Genomic DNA, 15271 nt, shown 5'->3' with positions numbered 1-15271 from the left:
CAGCGAGCTTTAAAGTTTGATACACACGCCTCTTTACTTTTGATCACGTAAAAACTGTCGATAATAATCATTCAATTTTTTAACAATCGCTTTAAATTCCAGTAAGTTTTCTTCGGTATTACCAAGCATTGTGTTAAAACGCTGTTGCGCAATTTCCAGATCAATTTTTTCATTGATAATCATAGCTGTAGAATACAGCTGTGCCAAATCATCAAACTGCTGCATACGGCGGTTAGATAAATAATTTAAACGCTCTGCCAAAACATCGTTAAGCAAAATACCATCGACCATATAGCCTTGTTCCGCATCCCATTGAATATTCTGTGCTTCTAAATAGGCAATTTCTTCGAGATTGGCTTTATTTTTAAACAACCCTGTAAGTTTGCTGAACATTTTGAACCTATAAATTGGCGAAATCAAAGTGAATGCTGCAGAGTTTAAATGCTTCACTAAAATAGATGCAACTGATCAGGGTGATTTATGCTCCCCTGATGTTATAAGTCAGTGTTTCAACCCCACTTTGCTTAGGCTATTTATAATGATGCATATTTTGCATCCTGCCAAATGCAAAAAAGCATCTTGAAGATGCTTTTATAACAATCAAAAAATGACTTAAAGCTTATTTGCCATAAGTTTGCTGTAAATACTTCACAATCTTAGCTGATTCAAAAAGCTGAGTCTGGGTATTTGGATCGATTAAAAATGGGACTTGAATATTATCACCCATGACTTTTAATACCTGCTCACGCTTACCACCTGCCAGTGGCACATATTTACCCGGTTTTAAACGTAATTTTGCCAAGCCTTGATCTTGCCAACGCTCTTTGGCTACATTATGAAATTTGAATGGCAACTCCAGTTCAGTCAATACACCACGTACTACACGTGTATAAGGACTTCCCTCAAAACCCCACAGTTCAATCAGTTGTTCAGGTGCAGCGCGCTCTACAATTTTCTGGTTAATCCACACACCACGTGCACCATTCAATAACGTGCCTGCAAGTGCAACATAAGGAATTTTAGGAAAATGCGCGTATTTTTTTGGCGTTTTTCCACTTTTGCCATAATGTTTGAATAAATGATGAATGATCTGCTGTGATTCATAGAGCTGATCACCTGTATTTTCATCAATTAAAAATGGAAACTGAGTTTTACCACCCAGTTGTTTCACCAAAGGTCGATATTTTGTGCCGCCTTTGGGGCATGGATAAACCTCATAATCCAAATTTAACAAGGTCATGACTTCGCGTACACGACGGCAAAATGGTGAACCTTCAAACTCATATAACTTTAAGGCTTTTTCGGGTTGCTTAGGAAATGCTGTCCCATTCACTCCACGTCCACCTTCGGTGAGCATAGATGCCACTGCCTGAATGACTTTAATTTGATGATGCACCATTTTGTTTTCCTTGTGATGTGCTCAGCAATTTGATGACTGCGCCATCAAACCGCTTATAAATCGACCAACTTTTCTTTTGCCACAATAATACCGTTGTTATCAGCATAGACATAATCGCCCGAATTAAAAGTGACTTGTCCGAAATGCAAACTCATATCCACTTCACCCACGCCTTTGCGGTTACTTTTTTGTGGAATTGAAGCCAAAGCATGTACGCCTAAATCAAGTGCTGCAATTGCATCGACATCACGTACACAGCCGTAAATGATCACGCCATTCCAGTGATTTTTCACTGCGGATTCAGCAATCAAGTCACCCATTAAGGCACAGCGCATAGATGCCCCACCATCTACCACCAAAACTTTGCCTGTGCCATCGGTTGCCAATAACTCTTTTACACGTGAGTTATCTTCAAAGCATTTTACAGTCACAATTTGACCACCAAAAGTTTTACGTGCACCGTAACTTTTGAAAAATTTACCATCCAAAGATGGAATCACCACTTGAAGGTCATGTTCTGGATGGTCATCTAATAAGTCACAAGTTACGAATGGTACTGTAGACACGTTGTTCCCCTTTTACTTGGTTTTTTGTATTTGTAAATTATCATAAATTTGAAATTTATGAATTTGCGATTGCGCTGCCTCGACCATAGTATGAGTCACTTGCGTAGCATTTACTGGCTTATATGTAAAATGATCGGGAATAAATCGTGATATTTTAAGATACAGCTTTTGTCCTAAATCTTCTAAACGCCGTTGTTCGTTGCGCTCACCCAATAATAAAGATGGACGCAAAATTGATACTTTGTCTAAATCCAAACTTTCAATATATTGTTCTAGCTCACCTTTGACACGATTATAAAATACGGCTGATTTGGCTTCTGCTCCCAAAGCACTGACCAATATGTAATGCGTACCCTTCGCCTGCAATAATTCGGCAAAATGTGCATTGATGGTATAGTCCACAGCATAAAATCCCTGCTTTGAGCCTGCCTTTTTTAAGGTTGTGCCTAAACAACTGAATGCATGACTATAACCGCTCACATCTTCATCATTGAGCAATAAAAAGTCTTCGAGGAGTAACGTCTGGACTTTTTCTAAGCGATTTAATTCCGAGCAAGGTCTACGCAAAACAACGGTGATATTTTTACATTCAGGCAGCTGATTAAGCTGTTTGACCAATTGCTGCCCAACTAAACCATTCCCACCAATTACAATTGCATTTTGAATAGAATTTGTCATTTTTTAAACAATCTCTGAGGCTTAAAGCTAATCTACCTGTTTCTTTCTGATTTTTCTGCAGCTAAAATGTTGTCAAAGCATGTCAAGACTTGACTTAACTGTCTAGTTTCATCAAAATATGGCACTTGTTTACGGGCTGGTGATAATTCTTCTGATGTTGGTTTTCGGAAGTAATTGCAGCCCGCCCAGACCAATCTATTTCAAGGAGTGCACGAGTGGCAAACTCTGCTCAAGCTAGAAAACGTGCTCGTCAAAACGTTAAAGCACGTAAACACAACGCAAGCTTACGTTCTATGGTTCGTACTTATTTAAAACGCACAATCGCTGCTATTGCTGCAGGTGATTATGCGGTTGCTACTGAAGCTTACAAAAAAGCTGTTCCAGTAATTGACCGTATGGCTGATAAAGGCATCATCCATAAGAACAAAGCAGCTCGTCATAAGAGCCGTTTAAACGCTCAAGTTAAAGCTTTAGCTTCTAACTAAGTGTTAAACAAAAGAAGCCCGTTAAGGGCTTTTTTTGTGCCTGCTGTTTCGATAATTTATCAAATTAAGCAATCTTTAGTTTCTGCACGCCAATTACATCACTTCAAATACACCTGCCACCATAAAATAAAAAACATCTCCTGAACTGGTCAAAAGGTGTTTTAAATTAATGAAGATGAATAATTCAGATGAGGAATTATTTCAGCATCAGTCGTAAATTTTGTGGACTTAAATAAGCCAGTTGCAAACTGTTATTAGCCTTTAATTGCGTTCATTGCTGATTCGCACCACCTGTGCAACCATAACGAATTAAACGCGCGCGGTTTTCTTTTAGGTAGCCATGCTCTAAATCAAAACACTGACTCCCCTGACGAATCGTTCCCGAAGCTGTGTGCATTTCCCAGACCTGACTGTCTTTAGATGTACTGCAGCTTGCAAGTGAGACCACATTGCCGTTGTTAGTTAAGCACTGATCCATTTCTGCTTTGCTGTGAATACGCCCCAAACCATCATAAATCCACTGCTCAGTTGCATCGCCTGTACAGCCACTTGCTCCACTAATGTAAGCATTTTTCTGACCACTCGCCAAAGTTTCAACTTTCAAACAGTTATTTCTGTTTTTCATTAGTGTTGCTTCAGCCACAATATTTTCATTGCCTAAACCCAATCGCTCCACAAAATTGTGCAATGCTGTTTCCGCTTCAGGCTTAGTCTTTTCTAAATCGGCACGATAAACATTCATCCAGCGGTTTAAACGATAAATCGTATTTTGCTGTTGTTCATAACGCTGTAATTGTTGCTGTGCAGTTGCACTTAGCTCTTGACGATAATCTGCATAAGAATCATACAATAGTTGTGCAGCAGGTTTTAAAGCCACCACAGCTTGACTGGCTTGCGCTTCCAACTGCTTCTGAAAATCAGGCATTTCAACTTTTCTTAAAGCTTCATAGCCATGTGTACGACCAATTTTTACCGCAGGTTGAATACTATCGCTATATTGCGGAATATTCAGTGTCGATAATAACTTCTCGGCATGATTGGCTTTTTTACAGTATAAATTCACCTGTTTTGGCTGCTCAGCAAGTGCTAAATTGACATGCAGTTTATTGGCATTGCTGGTCATACGGTTAGGTGCCAATGCCACGTTCTGATTACGATTGGCATATTGAACATCTAACCAACATGCGGCATTTTCAGCAGCACGATTTGCCACAGGTAAATTATAAACATTACCCCAGTTACTGCGTGCAGCAGGATACAACACACCTTGCTGAGTTTCAGGATCATATCCGCCAATAATAGTAATTACAGGCACACCAAATAAGCGCGGTTTTAAATAATATCCATCGGCACTGTTGTACCAAACCTGATTGGAGCTTGGTACTTTTGGATAAACCACTTCCATTTGGCGTGTGTCTTTATTCCAAATTTTATAACCACTTGGTGAGCTTTCATCCCAAACATGTCGCGCCCCAAAGTGGGGGTTGAATCCGAATATGGGTACTGTAACCCGTGTAATGGGTATAACGCGAAATGCTACTGTTGGTTGCACCACCTGACATCGCATCCCAACCATAAGCATATTGTTTCAGGAAGTTAGGCACACCATTTTTGCCATCACCCAAGTTTCGAGTATGCCACGCTAAGTTACCGCGCATTTATTACGATACGCAATATAGCCCCAACCGCTGTCTGCATGGTGTGCAGCCCAGAACATATTTTCACCTTGTGAACCCGAATAATGCCCTAGACCATAATGATGTCCAATTTCATGGCTGAACTCGTTGCCCACAGAATCATACAGGGTCAACATACCATTACCGCCACTTAAACCATGCGTTTGATCACCATTTGTATATTTACCTCGTGCATGATGGGCAATTACAGTTTGTGTAAGTTGTGGCTGTTGATGACTCAACATCGAGGCACTGGTCACCCCCCAGTTGGCCAAGTTAATTCCTACACTAAAGGTCGATTTTGCAGTATTTTCCCGCATGTCCCCCGACTAGACACCACCTTCACCCGCACTTTGGGTATCGTAAATCGTGCCGTTGGCGACCATCACTCGATCTAGCTGAATGTCATCATATTTTGCCACGGTCATTTGTGCCGCAGGAATGGTTTGGAAATAATCGGTACCCGCTTTTTCAGGCTCTAATAACATATAATGCCCGCCCGATTTCGGTGGTGCAGTTAGTAGACCGATACGAATATTATTGAGTACCAATTCACCCGGTGCGGCAAAATCAATTTTTTCTGCTTCGAGTGCACCAGTACGGTTTTTAGAATCGACCAAACTCAGCTTTAAACCGGGACGTACTTCATCCCAATTTAATTTAGCCGACCACGCACGCTTACTATACAACACCTCAGCACGACCATCTTGATTGCTCTGGTCTGAAGCAGGAATCTGGGTTGGATCAAGTAAAGCAACACGACGTAACAAGCGTTCATTTTGATACACTTCAAGCTGCAAAGTGTCGATATTGTCCATGCCCTGATTTGGTGTAACCAATAATAATGCTTCTTTTTCTGCGGTCAAACGTGGCATTTTTTTCGCCTCGTTACCATTCGGATCAACCACATGCCCTTGAGCAAATTGAATCATTGCCTGAAAATCACCTTCTAAATCATTACGCACTTCACGTGATTCAGAATTGGCGTTGTAATCATAAAACCCAAGTGCCGATTGATTGATGACATCTTGTGTAGGTTCAGGGTAAGGATTAGCCACATTACCCACAGGTGGTTGCTGAGGAATTTCCGGTGGTATTGGATTTTCTTGATTTGAATTCCCAGCGGTATCTCCCTCGCCACCACCGCCACCACCACATGCGGCAAGCATGGATGATAATATACATACACTTAATAGACTAAGCGAAAACCGAGTCACACTTTTCATTATTTATTCCACCCCAATGTCAATTTATGACAAAAAATATAAAAATAAACACATATTTTTCAATAACTTGTATTTTTATATTAAATAGATGTATAAAATTATGCAATTCTCAATTTCATATCGCTTTATATTTTCAACACAATTTTATTAATTTTTCTTTATAAAAATCAGCGAATTTTTAAAGCAGCACACAGATTGATAGACAATATTTGATCGAGTTTGCGCTCACAACTGCATAAAATGAAGGAAAAAAAGAGAATAAAATTTGAATTATTTTTTTAATTTCTGACAGACGGTATTCTATCGTACTGAATGGATAGCACTAGAATATGCGTTCAATGTTCTGCTTAAACTTTCTGACGAAATTGCGAGATATCTAAAGTGTGAATCTGACCGCGCCAAATCCATTTTAGCTTGGATTCTAAAAACTCATCACCTTCAAACCAAACGAATAAACCTTCCATCATGTCTGGCCAATCGGCTTGCGTAACTTCATTACGTCCAGAAATCACCGCGATAATTGCAGCTAAAATCGTATCATGACTCACAGCCAAACTCAGTCCGTATTGGTTGGTTGGATGGGTGTTATAAATCAGCTCAAGGACATCCACGACACCATGAATCGGATGTTTCATGCCGGGCAAGGCATTATTCACAAAACTATTAATAAAGCCTAAAGCACCCTGTTTCTGAAAATATGGGCCTGCCTGTTTGATATCAAGTACAAAGCTTCCTGGTTCCACCAATAAACCTTGTTCTATAATTTCAATGTGATGGGTATTTGGTTCAAGGGTAATGCCATCTGCCCCACGAATCATTAAAGCAGCCGTATCGACACAACGCTGAATAGGACTTGAAATACAGTGTTGAATCACCCGATCTGTATTTCCAACCAAGTAGCCTCCCCATGCTTCGGCTAAATCGCGACCTTGTTCGGTCAATTGTAAATTATAGCCAGCCAAACCCTGACCAACGACAATTTCACGAATAGAATGACGGGTAAACAAAGTCACAGGCGTCTGAGCATCAGGCAATAAATCAATTGCTTTAAGCATACTTGCAGGGAGTAGTTCTAATGCCATGATCTAGCCAAAATTTTAACTTGGTTGCTTGACACTATACCATGTTCAGCACTTTGCTCAATCTGACTTCGCCATAAGTCCAAGTGCTTGTAAGGCAATCTGTTTCATCTGCGTATTTTTATAGGCGATAAAACCACCATTTAACAATGTATCGCGCTGATTATATAAAAATGCCCGCCCCTGAAAATCGACCAATCCACCACCTATTCGTTCCAATAAACATTGTCCTGCACTGGTGTCCCACTCAGAAGTCGGATGAAAACGTGGGTAAATATCGACACGATCTTCCAAAATCATGCAGAATTTATAAGCACTACCTGCTTTTAGTTCTTCAAAATTGGTCAACTGCGCCAAGCTTTTTAAATAGTCTGCATAGTGTGATTTTTTTTGACTACTGTGGCTTAATCCAATTTTTAGAACTGAAGATGTTACCGTGGGTTCAGACTGATAGAGATACCATTGCTGAGTTAAAATATGATATTTCAATGGCATACCCTGTTCAGGACAAAAATAAACAGTTTGCTCGCCTGGTACTGCAAGTACTGCAAAAGTTGTTTGCACACCACAAATTAAACTTAAATTAATGGTAAATTCAGGACGTTGATGTAAAAACTCTTTCGTGCCATCTAAAGGATCAAGCAACCAAAATTGCTGCCATTGCTGACGTTGGTCTTGCTCACCTTCTTCGGACAACACAGGTAAATTGGAGATTTTTGCCAAAGCCTGCATTAAATAATAATTGACTCGATAATCGGCTTGCGTAACAGGAGAATCATCAGTTTTCTTTTCTACATCAAAAGCAGCACCTGAACAATAATCTTGAAATTCCTGATTTAAAATTTCACACGCCTGCTGCACGATTGGCAATAACTGTAAAATTAAAGTATGCGTTGGCGCCTTTGTTTTTATAAACATAACTATCCTTTTTAGACTGTATCTAAAGGTCTAATTTTTCATTACTTTCATAAAAACATTGTAATAAAATTTACGGCTGATGCGTAGATAAAATTTAGTGGCTAGATATGCTAAATCAAGACTTTATGTGTCAAGGCAATTCATTTTTACTTGAGTTTTTTATTTATTGAGTGCTTAGTTAATTAATCTTTAAATGGATTGGATAATCTTTTTTTAAACATCGATAAAGTGAGTGCACCACTAACCAATAATAAAATACCCACAATCACCAAATAAGTTTCACCACCAAAAAAACCAATAATAATTGCAGCAATACCCAATAAACCCAAAATAGTGGTAATGGCAATTCCTAAAATAGACATCACAATTCCTTTTAAATTTATTTAATCATGAAAAATTGTCAATATTCTTAGGTATCGTTCTGTCATATTCATGCCTCTTTTGATAGTTAAAGCGTAACATTTGAGCGCACCTTGCCACATTTATACACAGAACTTATACTGAAATAGACTAAACACGACCTATTACATTTTACTGAGTTTGCTGAATAGCTTAAGTGCAGATTATGACAACTTGATGCATTTTATTTAAAAAGATTCTTTCTTAAATCATTTTTGAATCACTGCAAAGGAAATTCCCTTTCCTTTTAGGAGACTTGCGGAGCATGCTCCTCAGGGAGAGGTTTTTTATAAGAACCCCCTCATCCACTTGCGGAATATACTCCTCATCCTGAGCAATACATGGCGTAAAAGAAGGGACTTTCAATACTAATTTTACTAATCATTTATGATCAAATTTCGACTTATAAAAGGATTCTAATTCAGGTTGAACCATTCATAGAATTAAGGTATAAAAAATCCCGATCTGCATCAATCGGGCCAGATTTAAAGGTACACAAATTTGTATACATAATCAAAATCACTAGAATTTTAAATCAAAAAATTAATCAATCCTTTTCTAGAAAAGTTAACTCTCCCTCATCTGAGGTGATTTTAATTTTGACTTTACGATAACTACGTTTATCTGGGTTTAATGCCGACTCTGAAACATGATGGGCGAATTTTTCATCGCCCATTAAATGCGCAAATAATTTATAGCCGATACGCATTTTCTTAATTTTTTTCTTCTTTTTCTCAAACTCATCGAGTTGTTTATCTAAGTGTTTTAAATCTAAATACTGTTGTTCAGCCATTACTAGCTCCCTAATTTAAAAAATTTACCATTCAATTTCTATGCTTGTACAGACAAACAAATACAGAAATATGTCAAAAAAATTGTTTTTGTGAACGCTACAGTTACTTTTTACAACTGCCCCATCTCACCTAATTTATATGCAACGCATGTACAGTGCTTATTTATTTAGCCTAGCACAATTTGGCGAATAATCAGACAGTATTTTGAGTTATGCCTCAAGCATGTTTAAATGAGCCAGTTTTATTTGCCTTTTGGCAATTGCTTAATGGTTTAGGATGTCTAAATGCACAAAAATATCATCATGTTTGACATGGACGGAACGCTGTTAGATCTCGCTTATGATGATTTTATTTGGAATGAACAACTGCCTATTCGCTATGCAGAATTACACGCCTGTTCTTTAGAGCGCAGCAAAGAAATTTTATACGATTTTTATCAAGCGCATAGCCACACCTTAGAGTGGTATTCCTCACGTTTTTGGACGGCTAAAGTGGGTGTAGATATGCTTGCGATGCAACTTGAATATAAAGATCAAGTCACGTTGCGTCCACAAGCTATCGAATTACTGGAATATTTAAAAAATAATGGCTATCACATTTGGCTCACCACCAATGCCGATTGTGCAGGTTTAGACTTTAAATTAGCACATACAGGTTTAGCAAAGTATTTTGAAGTGATTGTTAGTTCTGAAAGTATTGGTTATGCCAAAGAGCGCGTTGAATTTTGGCAAACATTGCAACAACAACATGCATTTAATCCTGAAGATTGCTATTTTATAGATGACACCGAAAAGGTGCTTAATGGTGCTAAAGCCTTTGGGATTGGACACTTATATAGTATTGCCCAGCCATCCTCAGCAAAACCTACGCGTCAGACTTGTAATTACCCTATGTTGCACCAATTAACAGATTTAATTCCTGTCTTAGAACAATTTGAGGACACTCAAAAATATGCCTAAAACTTCGTCCCACGAAGCCATTGAAACGATCCGAATTGATAAATGGCTATGGGCTGCACGTTTTTTCAAGACCCGCTCTATTGCAAAAGCTGCCATTGAAGGCGGCAAAGTACATCACAATGGCGAGCGCGTTAAAGTTTCCAAAGAAATTCGTGTGGGAACTGAGCTGACCATTCAACAAGGTTTTGATAAGAAAACCGTATTGGTCAAGGCATTATCCGGCGTACGCGGCCCTGCCCCTGTCGCTCAGCAACTTTATGAAGAAACTGAAGTGAGTATTGCACGCAGGGAATTGATTGCGACCCAAAGAAAGTTGCATAATCTAGCACGACCTGATCATCGACCAAGTAAAAAAGACCGTCGTGACATCAGCAAATTTAAACAAGAGAATGATCAGCAATTTGACCAATTTTGGTCATATAATGATGATTAAATAGAGCGTCACAGGCTGTCGCACAGCCCGTGATATAAATAGAACTACAGGACAAATTCTGTCACTATATTGCATGTGGAAAAGATTTAAGTAAATGCATCCACTTGAGTATATTGTTTCGTGACATCGTATTGAGGTTGTAAGATGGATGAGAATAAAAGCAAGGCGTTAAACGCTGCGTTAAGCCAGATTGAAAAACAATTTGGTAAGAACACAGTCATGCGTCTTGGTGACAACACTGTGCAAGCGGTAGAAGCCGTATCTACAGGCTCATTGACCCTAGATATTGCATTGGGTATTGGTGGCTTACCTAAAGGTCGTATCATTGAAATTTACGGCCCTGAATCATCAGGTAAAACGACTATGACCTTGCAAGCCATTGCAGAATGTCAAAAAGCTGGTGGAACTTGTGCCTTTATTGATGCCGAACACGCGCTTGATCCTCAATATGCACGTAAACTTGGTGTAGATATTGACAATCTTTTAGTATCGCAACCAGACAACGGTGAACAAGCCCTTGAAATTGCCGATATGTTGGTACGTTCTGGTGCAATTGACATGATTGTAGTCGACTCCGTGGCTGCCTTAACCCCTCGCGCCGAGATTGAGGGTGAAATGGGTGATTCACACATGGGCTTACAAGCGCGCTTAATGAGCCAAGCCTTGCGTAAAATCACAGGTAATGCCAAACGTTCGAACTGTATGGTGATCTTCATTAACCAAATTCGTATGAAAATTGGTGTAATGTTTGGTAGCCCAGAAACCACAACTGGCGGTAACGCATTGAAGTTCTATGCTTCTGTTCGTTTAGATATTCGCCGTGTAGGTCAGGTGAAAGAAGGTGACGAGATTATTGGTTCTGAAACCAAAGTCAAAGTTGTGAAAAACAAAATGGCACCTCCATTTAAAGAAGCATTGTTCCAAATTCTTTACGGTAAAGGTGTTAACCATTTGGGCGAGCTGGTCGATTTAGCTGTTCAACAAAATATCGTGCAAAAAGCTGGTGCTTGGTATTCTTATCAAGGCGATAAAATTGGTCAAGGTAAAAACAACACCATTCGCCATCTTGAAGAACATCCAGAGCTTGCTAAAGGCATCGAAGCGATTATTCGTGAACAACTACTCACGACAGGTCAAGCTGCACCTGTAGAAGATAAAGACGAAGAAGAATTCGACTTACTTGATGTTTAAAGCATGCGCTAAGATGAACACAACAAACTGAATTAAATAGAACGCTCTACGGAGCGTTTTATTGTATATGGAAGCATTACCATGTCTGAAAATAAATTCCCCAAACTGATTGATTATGCTGCGCTAAAACAACAATTTGGCGAAGATGAGCAATCATGCAGCCAAACTAAGCAGGCATATTCAGAAACAACATCTGCCCTGCATTTTGCCTCAAATTCTGCGCCTAACATTAATAAACAATACCCTGCTTATACAGATGCCATTGATGATCAAGAATACATTGAAGACCCTGACGAACAGCAAAGCAAACGCCCAGGACTGACAGGTTCTCGTCTACGTAGCTATGCCTTCGCTGTCTTAACTCGTAAAGAATATTCTAAAAATGACTTAATTGAAAAATTGGCTTTATATGCAGAAAACCGTGATGAAGTGATTGAATTAGTCAATGAACTGGCACGCGAAAATTATCAGAGTGATCAGCGTCTTGCAGAAATGTTACTGGCTAGCCAAAAGCGCCAAGGTAAAGGGCCAAATCGCATTAAAATGGCACTTAAAAACAAAAAAGTGGATAGCAGTTTAATTTCAGAAGAACTTAAAGAAACTGATTGGGCAGAACAAGCCTATCAACTGAAAGTGAAAAAATTCGGCACAGAAGTCGCAAACGAGCCAAAACTTAAAGCCAAACAAATTCGTTTTTTACAGTATCGGGGCTTTGATATGGATGCGATTATGAAAGCAATTCGTAGGAAAGAGCAGGATTTTTAAAATAGTGGATATAAGATCAAAATAAGTAGAAGATAAATAGAATTATTATTTCAAAACTGGTGGCAACCCTACCAGCAAGCCTTCGGCACATCATAGTTCCACTACCGCTGCTACCTTCCGGTCCTGACGGGGTTCGTAGAGTACAATTGCGAAGTAACCAGCAGGGCTACCATTGCAAAAACAGAGTATAGAGATTTTTAACAAACTTGCAAGCGTTGTTCTGTATTTCCTTTTATAATGCTATCCAATTGATTATTTTAAAAACAATTGAAGACATTTATAGAATAACCTCACTTAAAATTCAAAACTTAGTCTAACTAAACCATCATAAAATTATTTTGAGATTTAAATCCTAGATTTACCCATATTGCGCTGAGATTGATGATAAGTTTGTAAAAGCTTATTGCAATTCCACGCGCGGACGTTTTAAATGTGGAAAATGACCAAATCAACAGGTTGAGTCCAATACGCTTACAAGGACTCACTTATACAAGATTAAGATGGATATTCAATTATGCTAAAAAAGCATGCACTTTGTGCTCTTGCCCTACTGTGCTCAACGTCTGTATTTGCCAATATTCCAATTGAAAGCCACAACCTCAGCCAAAGCAGTGCTGGCTATGCCAATAGCCCTGCGATTGCAACGAGTAATATGGCAACTGCCAATGTACCCACCAATATCAATTGGCAGTTGATGCAAAAAAATCAGCAACTTGAAAATGACATCCGCCAGTTACGTGGCAAAATTGAAGAACAAGACAATGAAATTGCGCAGCTCAAACATGAATTGCAAAATCGCTATACCGATTTAGATCAACGTCTAGAACTGCTCCAACAAAAAATAGACCCTGAATCTGCTCCTGCCGCTGAGGAGGATAACCAAAAAGATACTGCACCCAGCGCCAGCAACAACCAGTTAAACAACAATGCCACGCAATCTGTGCAAAATACAACGCATGTGAGTCCAACAGCTCAAGGTTTAAATACCAATATTGAGCTGGAAAAAGCAGCCTATACTGTTGCATTGGATGCCTATAAACAAGGTGGTGCCAAAAAAGCGATTGCACCTATGCAAAACTTTATTAAAAACCACCCAAACAGTGTGTATATCAGCAATGCGTATTTTTGGTTAGCTGAGTTTAATTTAGCGATTGAACCGACCAATTACACCGAAGCCAAAAAGAATTTTGAAATTGTGGCAACCAAGTACCCTCAATCTGCAAAAGCATCAAGTGCCCTATATCGTTTATATAGTATTGCGCAAGATGTAGATCACAAACCTGCTTTGGCAGCGCAATACAAAAGTAAAATTCTGAGCCAATACCCAAAGTCTGAAGAAGCAAGATTCTTTAAATAAGCCAATAAAAAAGACATCCGAGGATGTCTTTTAATATTCTGAAGCTTGCCGCATTCGACAAACTCAAAGCTTAACGCACAATACCACGTTCAGATTGCTCTAAAGAATCAATTAAACGCTGCGCTTCTGCCACATTTGGCAAAATATCACTGCGAATTTGCTGAATGGCTTGCTCAGTGGTTAATCCAGATTTGTAAATGAGTTTAAAGGCTTCACGAAGACCTTGAATCACATCCTTCGACCAGCCTTTACGACGCATTCCTTCCACATTCATTGCAAATGCATGTGCAGGATTACCAGAAACCATGACATACGCAGGCACATCTTTAAGAATAAGCGATGCACCACCAATCATGCTATAAGAGTCAATTTTACAGAATTGGTGAATACCAGAGTTTCCACCGACAACCACATAATCCCCAACATGCACATGACCTGCCACACCCACGTTATTGGCAAAAATATTGTGATCACCCACCATACAGTCATGTGCGATATGCGTATTGACCATAAGTAAGTTGTGACTACCAATTTTGGTCAGGCTATTGTCTTGCACCGTACCACGATGCAAACTGCAGTGTTCACGAATTTTGTTGTGATCACCAATTTCTAGCCAAGTTTCCTCACCTGCATATTTTAAGTCCTGACAGACCTCACCTACGCTGGCGAACTGGAAAATTTCATTGTGCTGACCAATACGGGTGTAACCACCAATCACCACATGCGAATGAAGTTTTGTACCCTCACCAATCGTTACATTTGGGCCAATAATACAGTATGGACCAATCGTGACATCTGAAGCGATTACTGCAGATGAGTCAATAATAGCGGTTGGGTGAATGAGTGGGTTATTGCTCATGCTTGCTCTGTTTTCTGATGCGAAACCATAATTTCCGCGGTTGCTGCGACGACGCCATCAACGGTGGCGATACAATTATATTTGTAAATGCCTCGTTTTTGCATAACTAATTCAGATTTTAATACAAGTTGATCGCCTGCAACGACTTGTTTTTTAAATCGAACTTTTTCTGCGCCTGCAAAAAGGAACAAAGAACCTGCGCTCGGTTTCTCATTATTCATGATAAAACCTAAAATACCCGACACTTGTGCCATCGCTTCAACGATTAAAACACCCGGCATGATCGGATAATTCGGGAAGTGTCCTTGCAAGAATTCTTCATTGATAGATACGTTTTTATAACCCACGATACCGTTATCAGTGACTTCTACAATGCGGTCTACCAATAAAAACGGATAGCGATGGGGTAAATATTCACGAATGGTTTGAATGTGCATTGGCAATTCAGGTTTAGTGAAGGTGCTAGAATTCGACTCAGTCATCATAA

General features: G+C 39.3%; 16 protein-coding genes, 1 other RNA gene and 1 pseudogene. 6 read left to right on the top strand and 12 right to left on the bottom strand.

Features of this window, described 5'->3' with window-relative positions:
- Positions 1-33 precede the first annotated feature (33 nt).
- The 4 genes from FTU98_RS07660 to FTU98_RS07645 all read right to left on the bottom strand — a co-directional run bounded on the left by FTU98_RS07660 (position 34) and on the right by FTU98_RS07645 (position 2643).
- Positions 34-393: a hypothetical protein gene (locus FTU98_RS07660; protein WP_131261458.1), complete on the bottom strand. Its 360-nt coding sequence runs from the start codon at positions 391-393 to the stop codon at positions 34-36.
- A gap of 226 nt (positions 394-619) precedes the next feature.
- Positions 620-1399, bottom strand: coding sequence for a glutathione S-transferase N-terminal domain-containing protein (locus tag FTU98_RS07655; RefSeq protein ID WP_004976665.1), 780 nt, complete (start codon positions 1397-1399; stop codon positions 620-622).
- 53 nt (positions 1400-1452) lie between these two features.
- A complete protein-coding gene (rraA, locus tag FTU98_RS07650) occupies positions 1453-1965 on the bottom strand; it encodes a ribonuclease E activity regulator RraA (RefSeq protein ID WP_180050905.1) in 513 nt (170 codons plus the stop codon).
- Positions 1966-1977: 12 nt separating this feature from the next.
- On the bottom strand, positions 1978-2643 hold the full coding sequence (locus FTU98_RS07645) for a nucleoside-diphosphate sugar epimerase (protein ID WP_154320771.1): 666 nt from the start codon (positions 2641-2643) through the stop codon (positions 1978-1980).
- A 215-nt stretch (positions 2644-2858) separates the two neighbouring features.
- On the opposite strand from FTU98_RS07645, the gene rpsT reads away from it, so the two are divergent.
- A complete protein-coding gene (gene rpsT, locus FTU98_RS07640; protein WP_004976669.1) occupies positions 2859-3128 on the top strand; it encodes a 30S ribosomal protein S20 in 270 nt (89 codons plus the stop codon).
- Positions 3129-3324: 196 nt separating this feature from the next.
- Here the strand turns inward: rpsT and FTU98_RS07635 are convergent.
- From FTU98_RS07635 to FTU98_RS07615, 5 genes and pseudogenes are all read right to left on the bottom strand, one after another.
- A pseudogene (locus FTU98_RS07635) lies at positions 3325-6030 on the bottom strand (M66 family metalloprotease).
- 347 nt (positions 6031-6377) lie between these two features.
- The gene (locus FTU98_RS07630; protein WP_004976677.1) at positions 6378-7112 is read right to left on the bottom strand and encodes a histidine phosphatase family protein; all 735 of its coding nucleotides are present in this window, start codon (positions 7110-7112) and stop codon (positions 6378-6380) included.
- A gap of 57 nt (positions 7113-7169) precedes the next feature.
- Positions 7170-8027, bottom strand: a complete 858-nt coding sequence (locus FTU98_RS07625; protein WP_180050902.1) for a 3'(2'),5'-bisphosphate nucleotidase CysQ — start codon at positions 8025-8027, stop codon at positions 7170-7172.
- Positions 8028-8209: 182 nt separating this feature from the next.
- Positions 8210-8389: a hypothetical protein gene (locus FTU98_RS07620; RefSeq protein WP_004976682.1), complete on the bottom strand. Its 180-nt coding sequence runs from the start codon at positions 8387-8389 to the stop codon at positions 8210-8212.
- 584 nt (positions 8390-8973) lie between these two features.
- Entirely contained in the window at positions 8974-9219 is a 246-nt protein-coding gene (locus FTU98_RS07615; protein WP_004976684.1) for a hypothetical protein, read from the bottom strand.
- A gap of 285 nt (positions 9220-9504) precedes the next feature.
- Between FTU98_RS07615 and FTU98_RS07610 the strand changes: the two genes are divergently transcribed.
- The 4 genes from FTU98_RS07610 (at position 9505) to FTU98_RS07595 (ending at position 12568) form a co-directional block, all read left to right on the top strand.
- A complete protein-coding gene (locus FTU98_RS07610; protein ID WP_096901429.1) occupies positions 9505-10179 on the top strand; it encodes an HAD-IA family hydrolase in 675 nt (224 codons plus the stop codon).
- Complete coding sequence (locus tag FTU98_RS07605; protein WP_004976690.1) at positions 10172-10612, top strand: RNA-binding S4 domain-containing protein; 441 nt, start codon at positions 10172-10174, stop codon at positions 10610-10612. Before FTU98_RS07610 ends, FTU98_RS07605 begins: the two co-directional genes overlap by 8 nt.
- A 144-nt stretch (positions 10613-10756) precedes the next feature.
- Positions 10757-11803 carry a recombinase RecA gene (recA, locus tag FTU98_RS07600; protein ID WP_004976691.1) on the top strand — a complete coding sequence of 349 codons (1047 nt, stop codon included), beginning with the start codon at positions 10757-10759 and terminating at the stop codon, positions 11801-11803.
- Between the two features lie 81 nt (positions 11804-11884).
- Positions 11885-12568 (top strand): regulatory protein RecX, encoded by a 684-nt coding sequence (locus FTU98_RS07595; RefSeq protein ID WP_179990156.1) that lies wholly within the window; start codon positions 11885-11887, stop codon positions 12566-12568.
- Between the two features lie 66 nt (positions 12569-12634).
- Here FTU98_RS07595 and ffs read toward each other — a convergent pair.
- An RNA gene (gene ffs / locus FTU98_RS07590) (signal recognition particle sRNA small type) lies at positions 12635-12731 on the bottom strand.
- Positions 12732-13079: 348 nt separating this feature from the next.
- Here ffs and FTU98_RS07585 point away from each other — a divergent pair.
- Entirely contained in the window at positions 13080-13925 is an 846-nt protein-coding gene (locus FTU98_RS07585; RefSeq protein WP_180050935.1) for a YbgF trimerization domain-containing protein, read from the top strand.
- A 70-nt stretch (positions 13926-13995) separates the two neighbouring features.
- Here FTU98_RS07585 and lpxA read toward each other — a convergent pair whose 3' ends face one another.
- On the bottom strand, positions 13996-14784 hold the full coding sequence (gene lpxA, locus FTU98_RS07580; RefSeq protein ID WP_019836491.1) for an acyl-ACP--UDP-N-acetylglucosamine O-acyltransferase: 789 nt from the start codon (positions 14782-14784) through the stop codon (positions 13996-13998).
- On the bottom strand, positions 14781-15269 hold the full coding sequence (fabZ, locus tag FTU98_RS07575; RefSeq protein ID WP_004976697.1) for a 3-hydroxyacyl-ACP dehydratase FabZ: 489 nt from the start codon (positions 15267-15269) through the stop codon (positions 14781-14783). Before fabZ ends, lpxA begins: the two co-directional genes overlap by 4 nt.
- Positions 15270-15271: the final 2 nt, after the last annotated feature.

The organism is Acinetobacter sp. YH12211 (genome assembly GCF_013418015.1).
GTDB lineage: Bacteria > Pseudomonadota > Gammaproteobacteria > Pseudomonadales > Moraxellaceae > Acinetobacter > Acinetobacter towneri.
This window is presented reverse-complemented; position numbering and strand designations above follow the sequence as displayed.

Excerpts from the sequence above, each read along its gene's own strand:
- FTU98_RS07645 (WP_154320771.1), bottom strand. The coding sequence starts at position 2,643 with ATGACAAATTCTATTCAAAATGCAATTGTAATTGGTGGGAATGGTTTA.
- recA (WP_004976691.1), top strand. The coding sequence starts at position 10,757 with ATGGATGAGAATAAAAGCAAGGCGTTAAACGCTGCGTTAAGCCAGATT.
- FTU98_RS07655 (WP_004976665.1), bottom strand. The coding sequence starts at position 1,399 with ATGGTGCATCATCAAATTAAAGTCATTCAGGCAGTGGCATCTATGCTC.
- FTU98_RS07615 (WP_004976684.1), bottom strand. The coding sequence starts at position 9,219 with ATGGCTGAACAACAGTATTTAGATTTAAAACACTTAGATAAACAACTC.
- FTU98_RS07630 (WP_004976677.1), bottom strand. The coding sequence starts at position 7,112 with ATGGCATTAGAACTACTCCCTGCAAGTATGCTTAAAGCAATTGATTTA.
- fabZ (WP_004976697.1), bottom strand. The coding sequence starts at position 15,269 with ATGATGACTGAGTCGAATTCTAGCACCTTCACTAAACCTGAATTGCCA.
- FTU98_RS07660 (WP_131261458.1), bottom strand. The coding sequence starts at position 393 with ATGTTCAGCAAACTTACAGGGTTGTTTAAAAATAAAGCCAATCTCGAA.
- FTU98_RS07610 (WP_096901429.1), top strand. The coding sequence starts at position 9,505 with ATGCACAAAAATATCATCATGTTTGACATGGACGGAACGCTGTTAGAT.
- FTU98_RS07625 (WP_180050902.1), bottom strand. The coding sequence starts at position 8,027 with ATGTTTATAAAAACAAAGGCGCCAACGCATACTTTAATTTTACAGTTA.
- lpxA (WP_019836491.1), bottom strand. The coding sequence starts at position 14,784 with ATGAGCAATAACCCACTCATTCACCCAACCGCTATTATTGACTCATCT.
- FTU98_RS07605 (WP_004976690.1), top strand. The coding sequence starts at position 10,172 with ATGCCTAAAACTTCGTCCCACGAAGCCATTGAAACGATCCGAATTGAT.
- FTU98_RS07595 (WP_179990156.1), top strand. The coding sequence starts at position 11,885 with ATGTCTGAAAATAAATTCCCCAAACTGATTGATTATGCTGCGCTAAAA.
- FTU98_RS07620 (WP_004976682.1), bottom strand. The coding sequence starts at position 8,389 with ATGTCTATTTTAGGAATTGCCATTACCACTATTTTGGGTTTATTGGGT.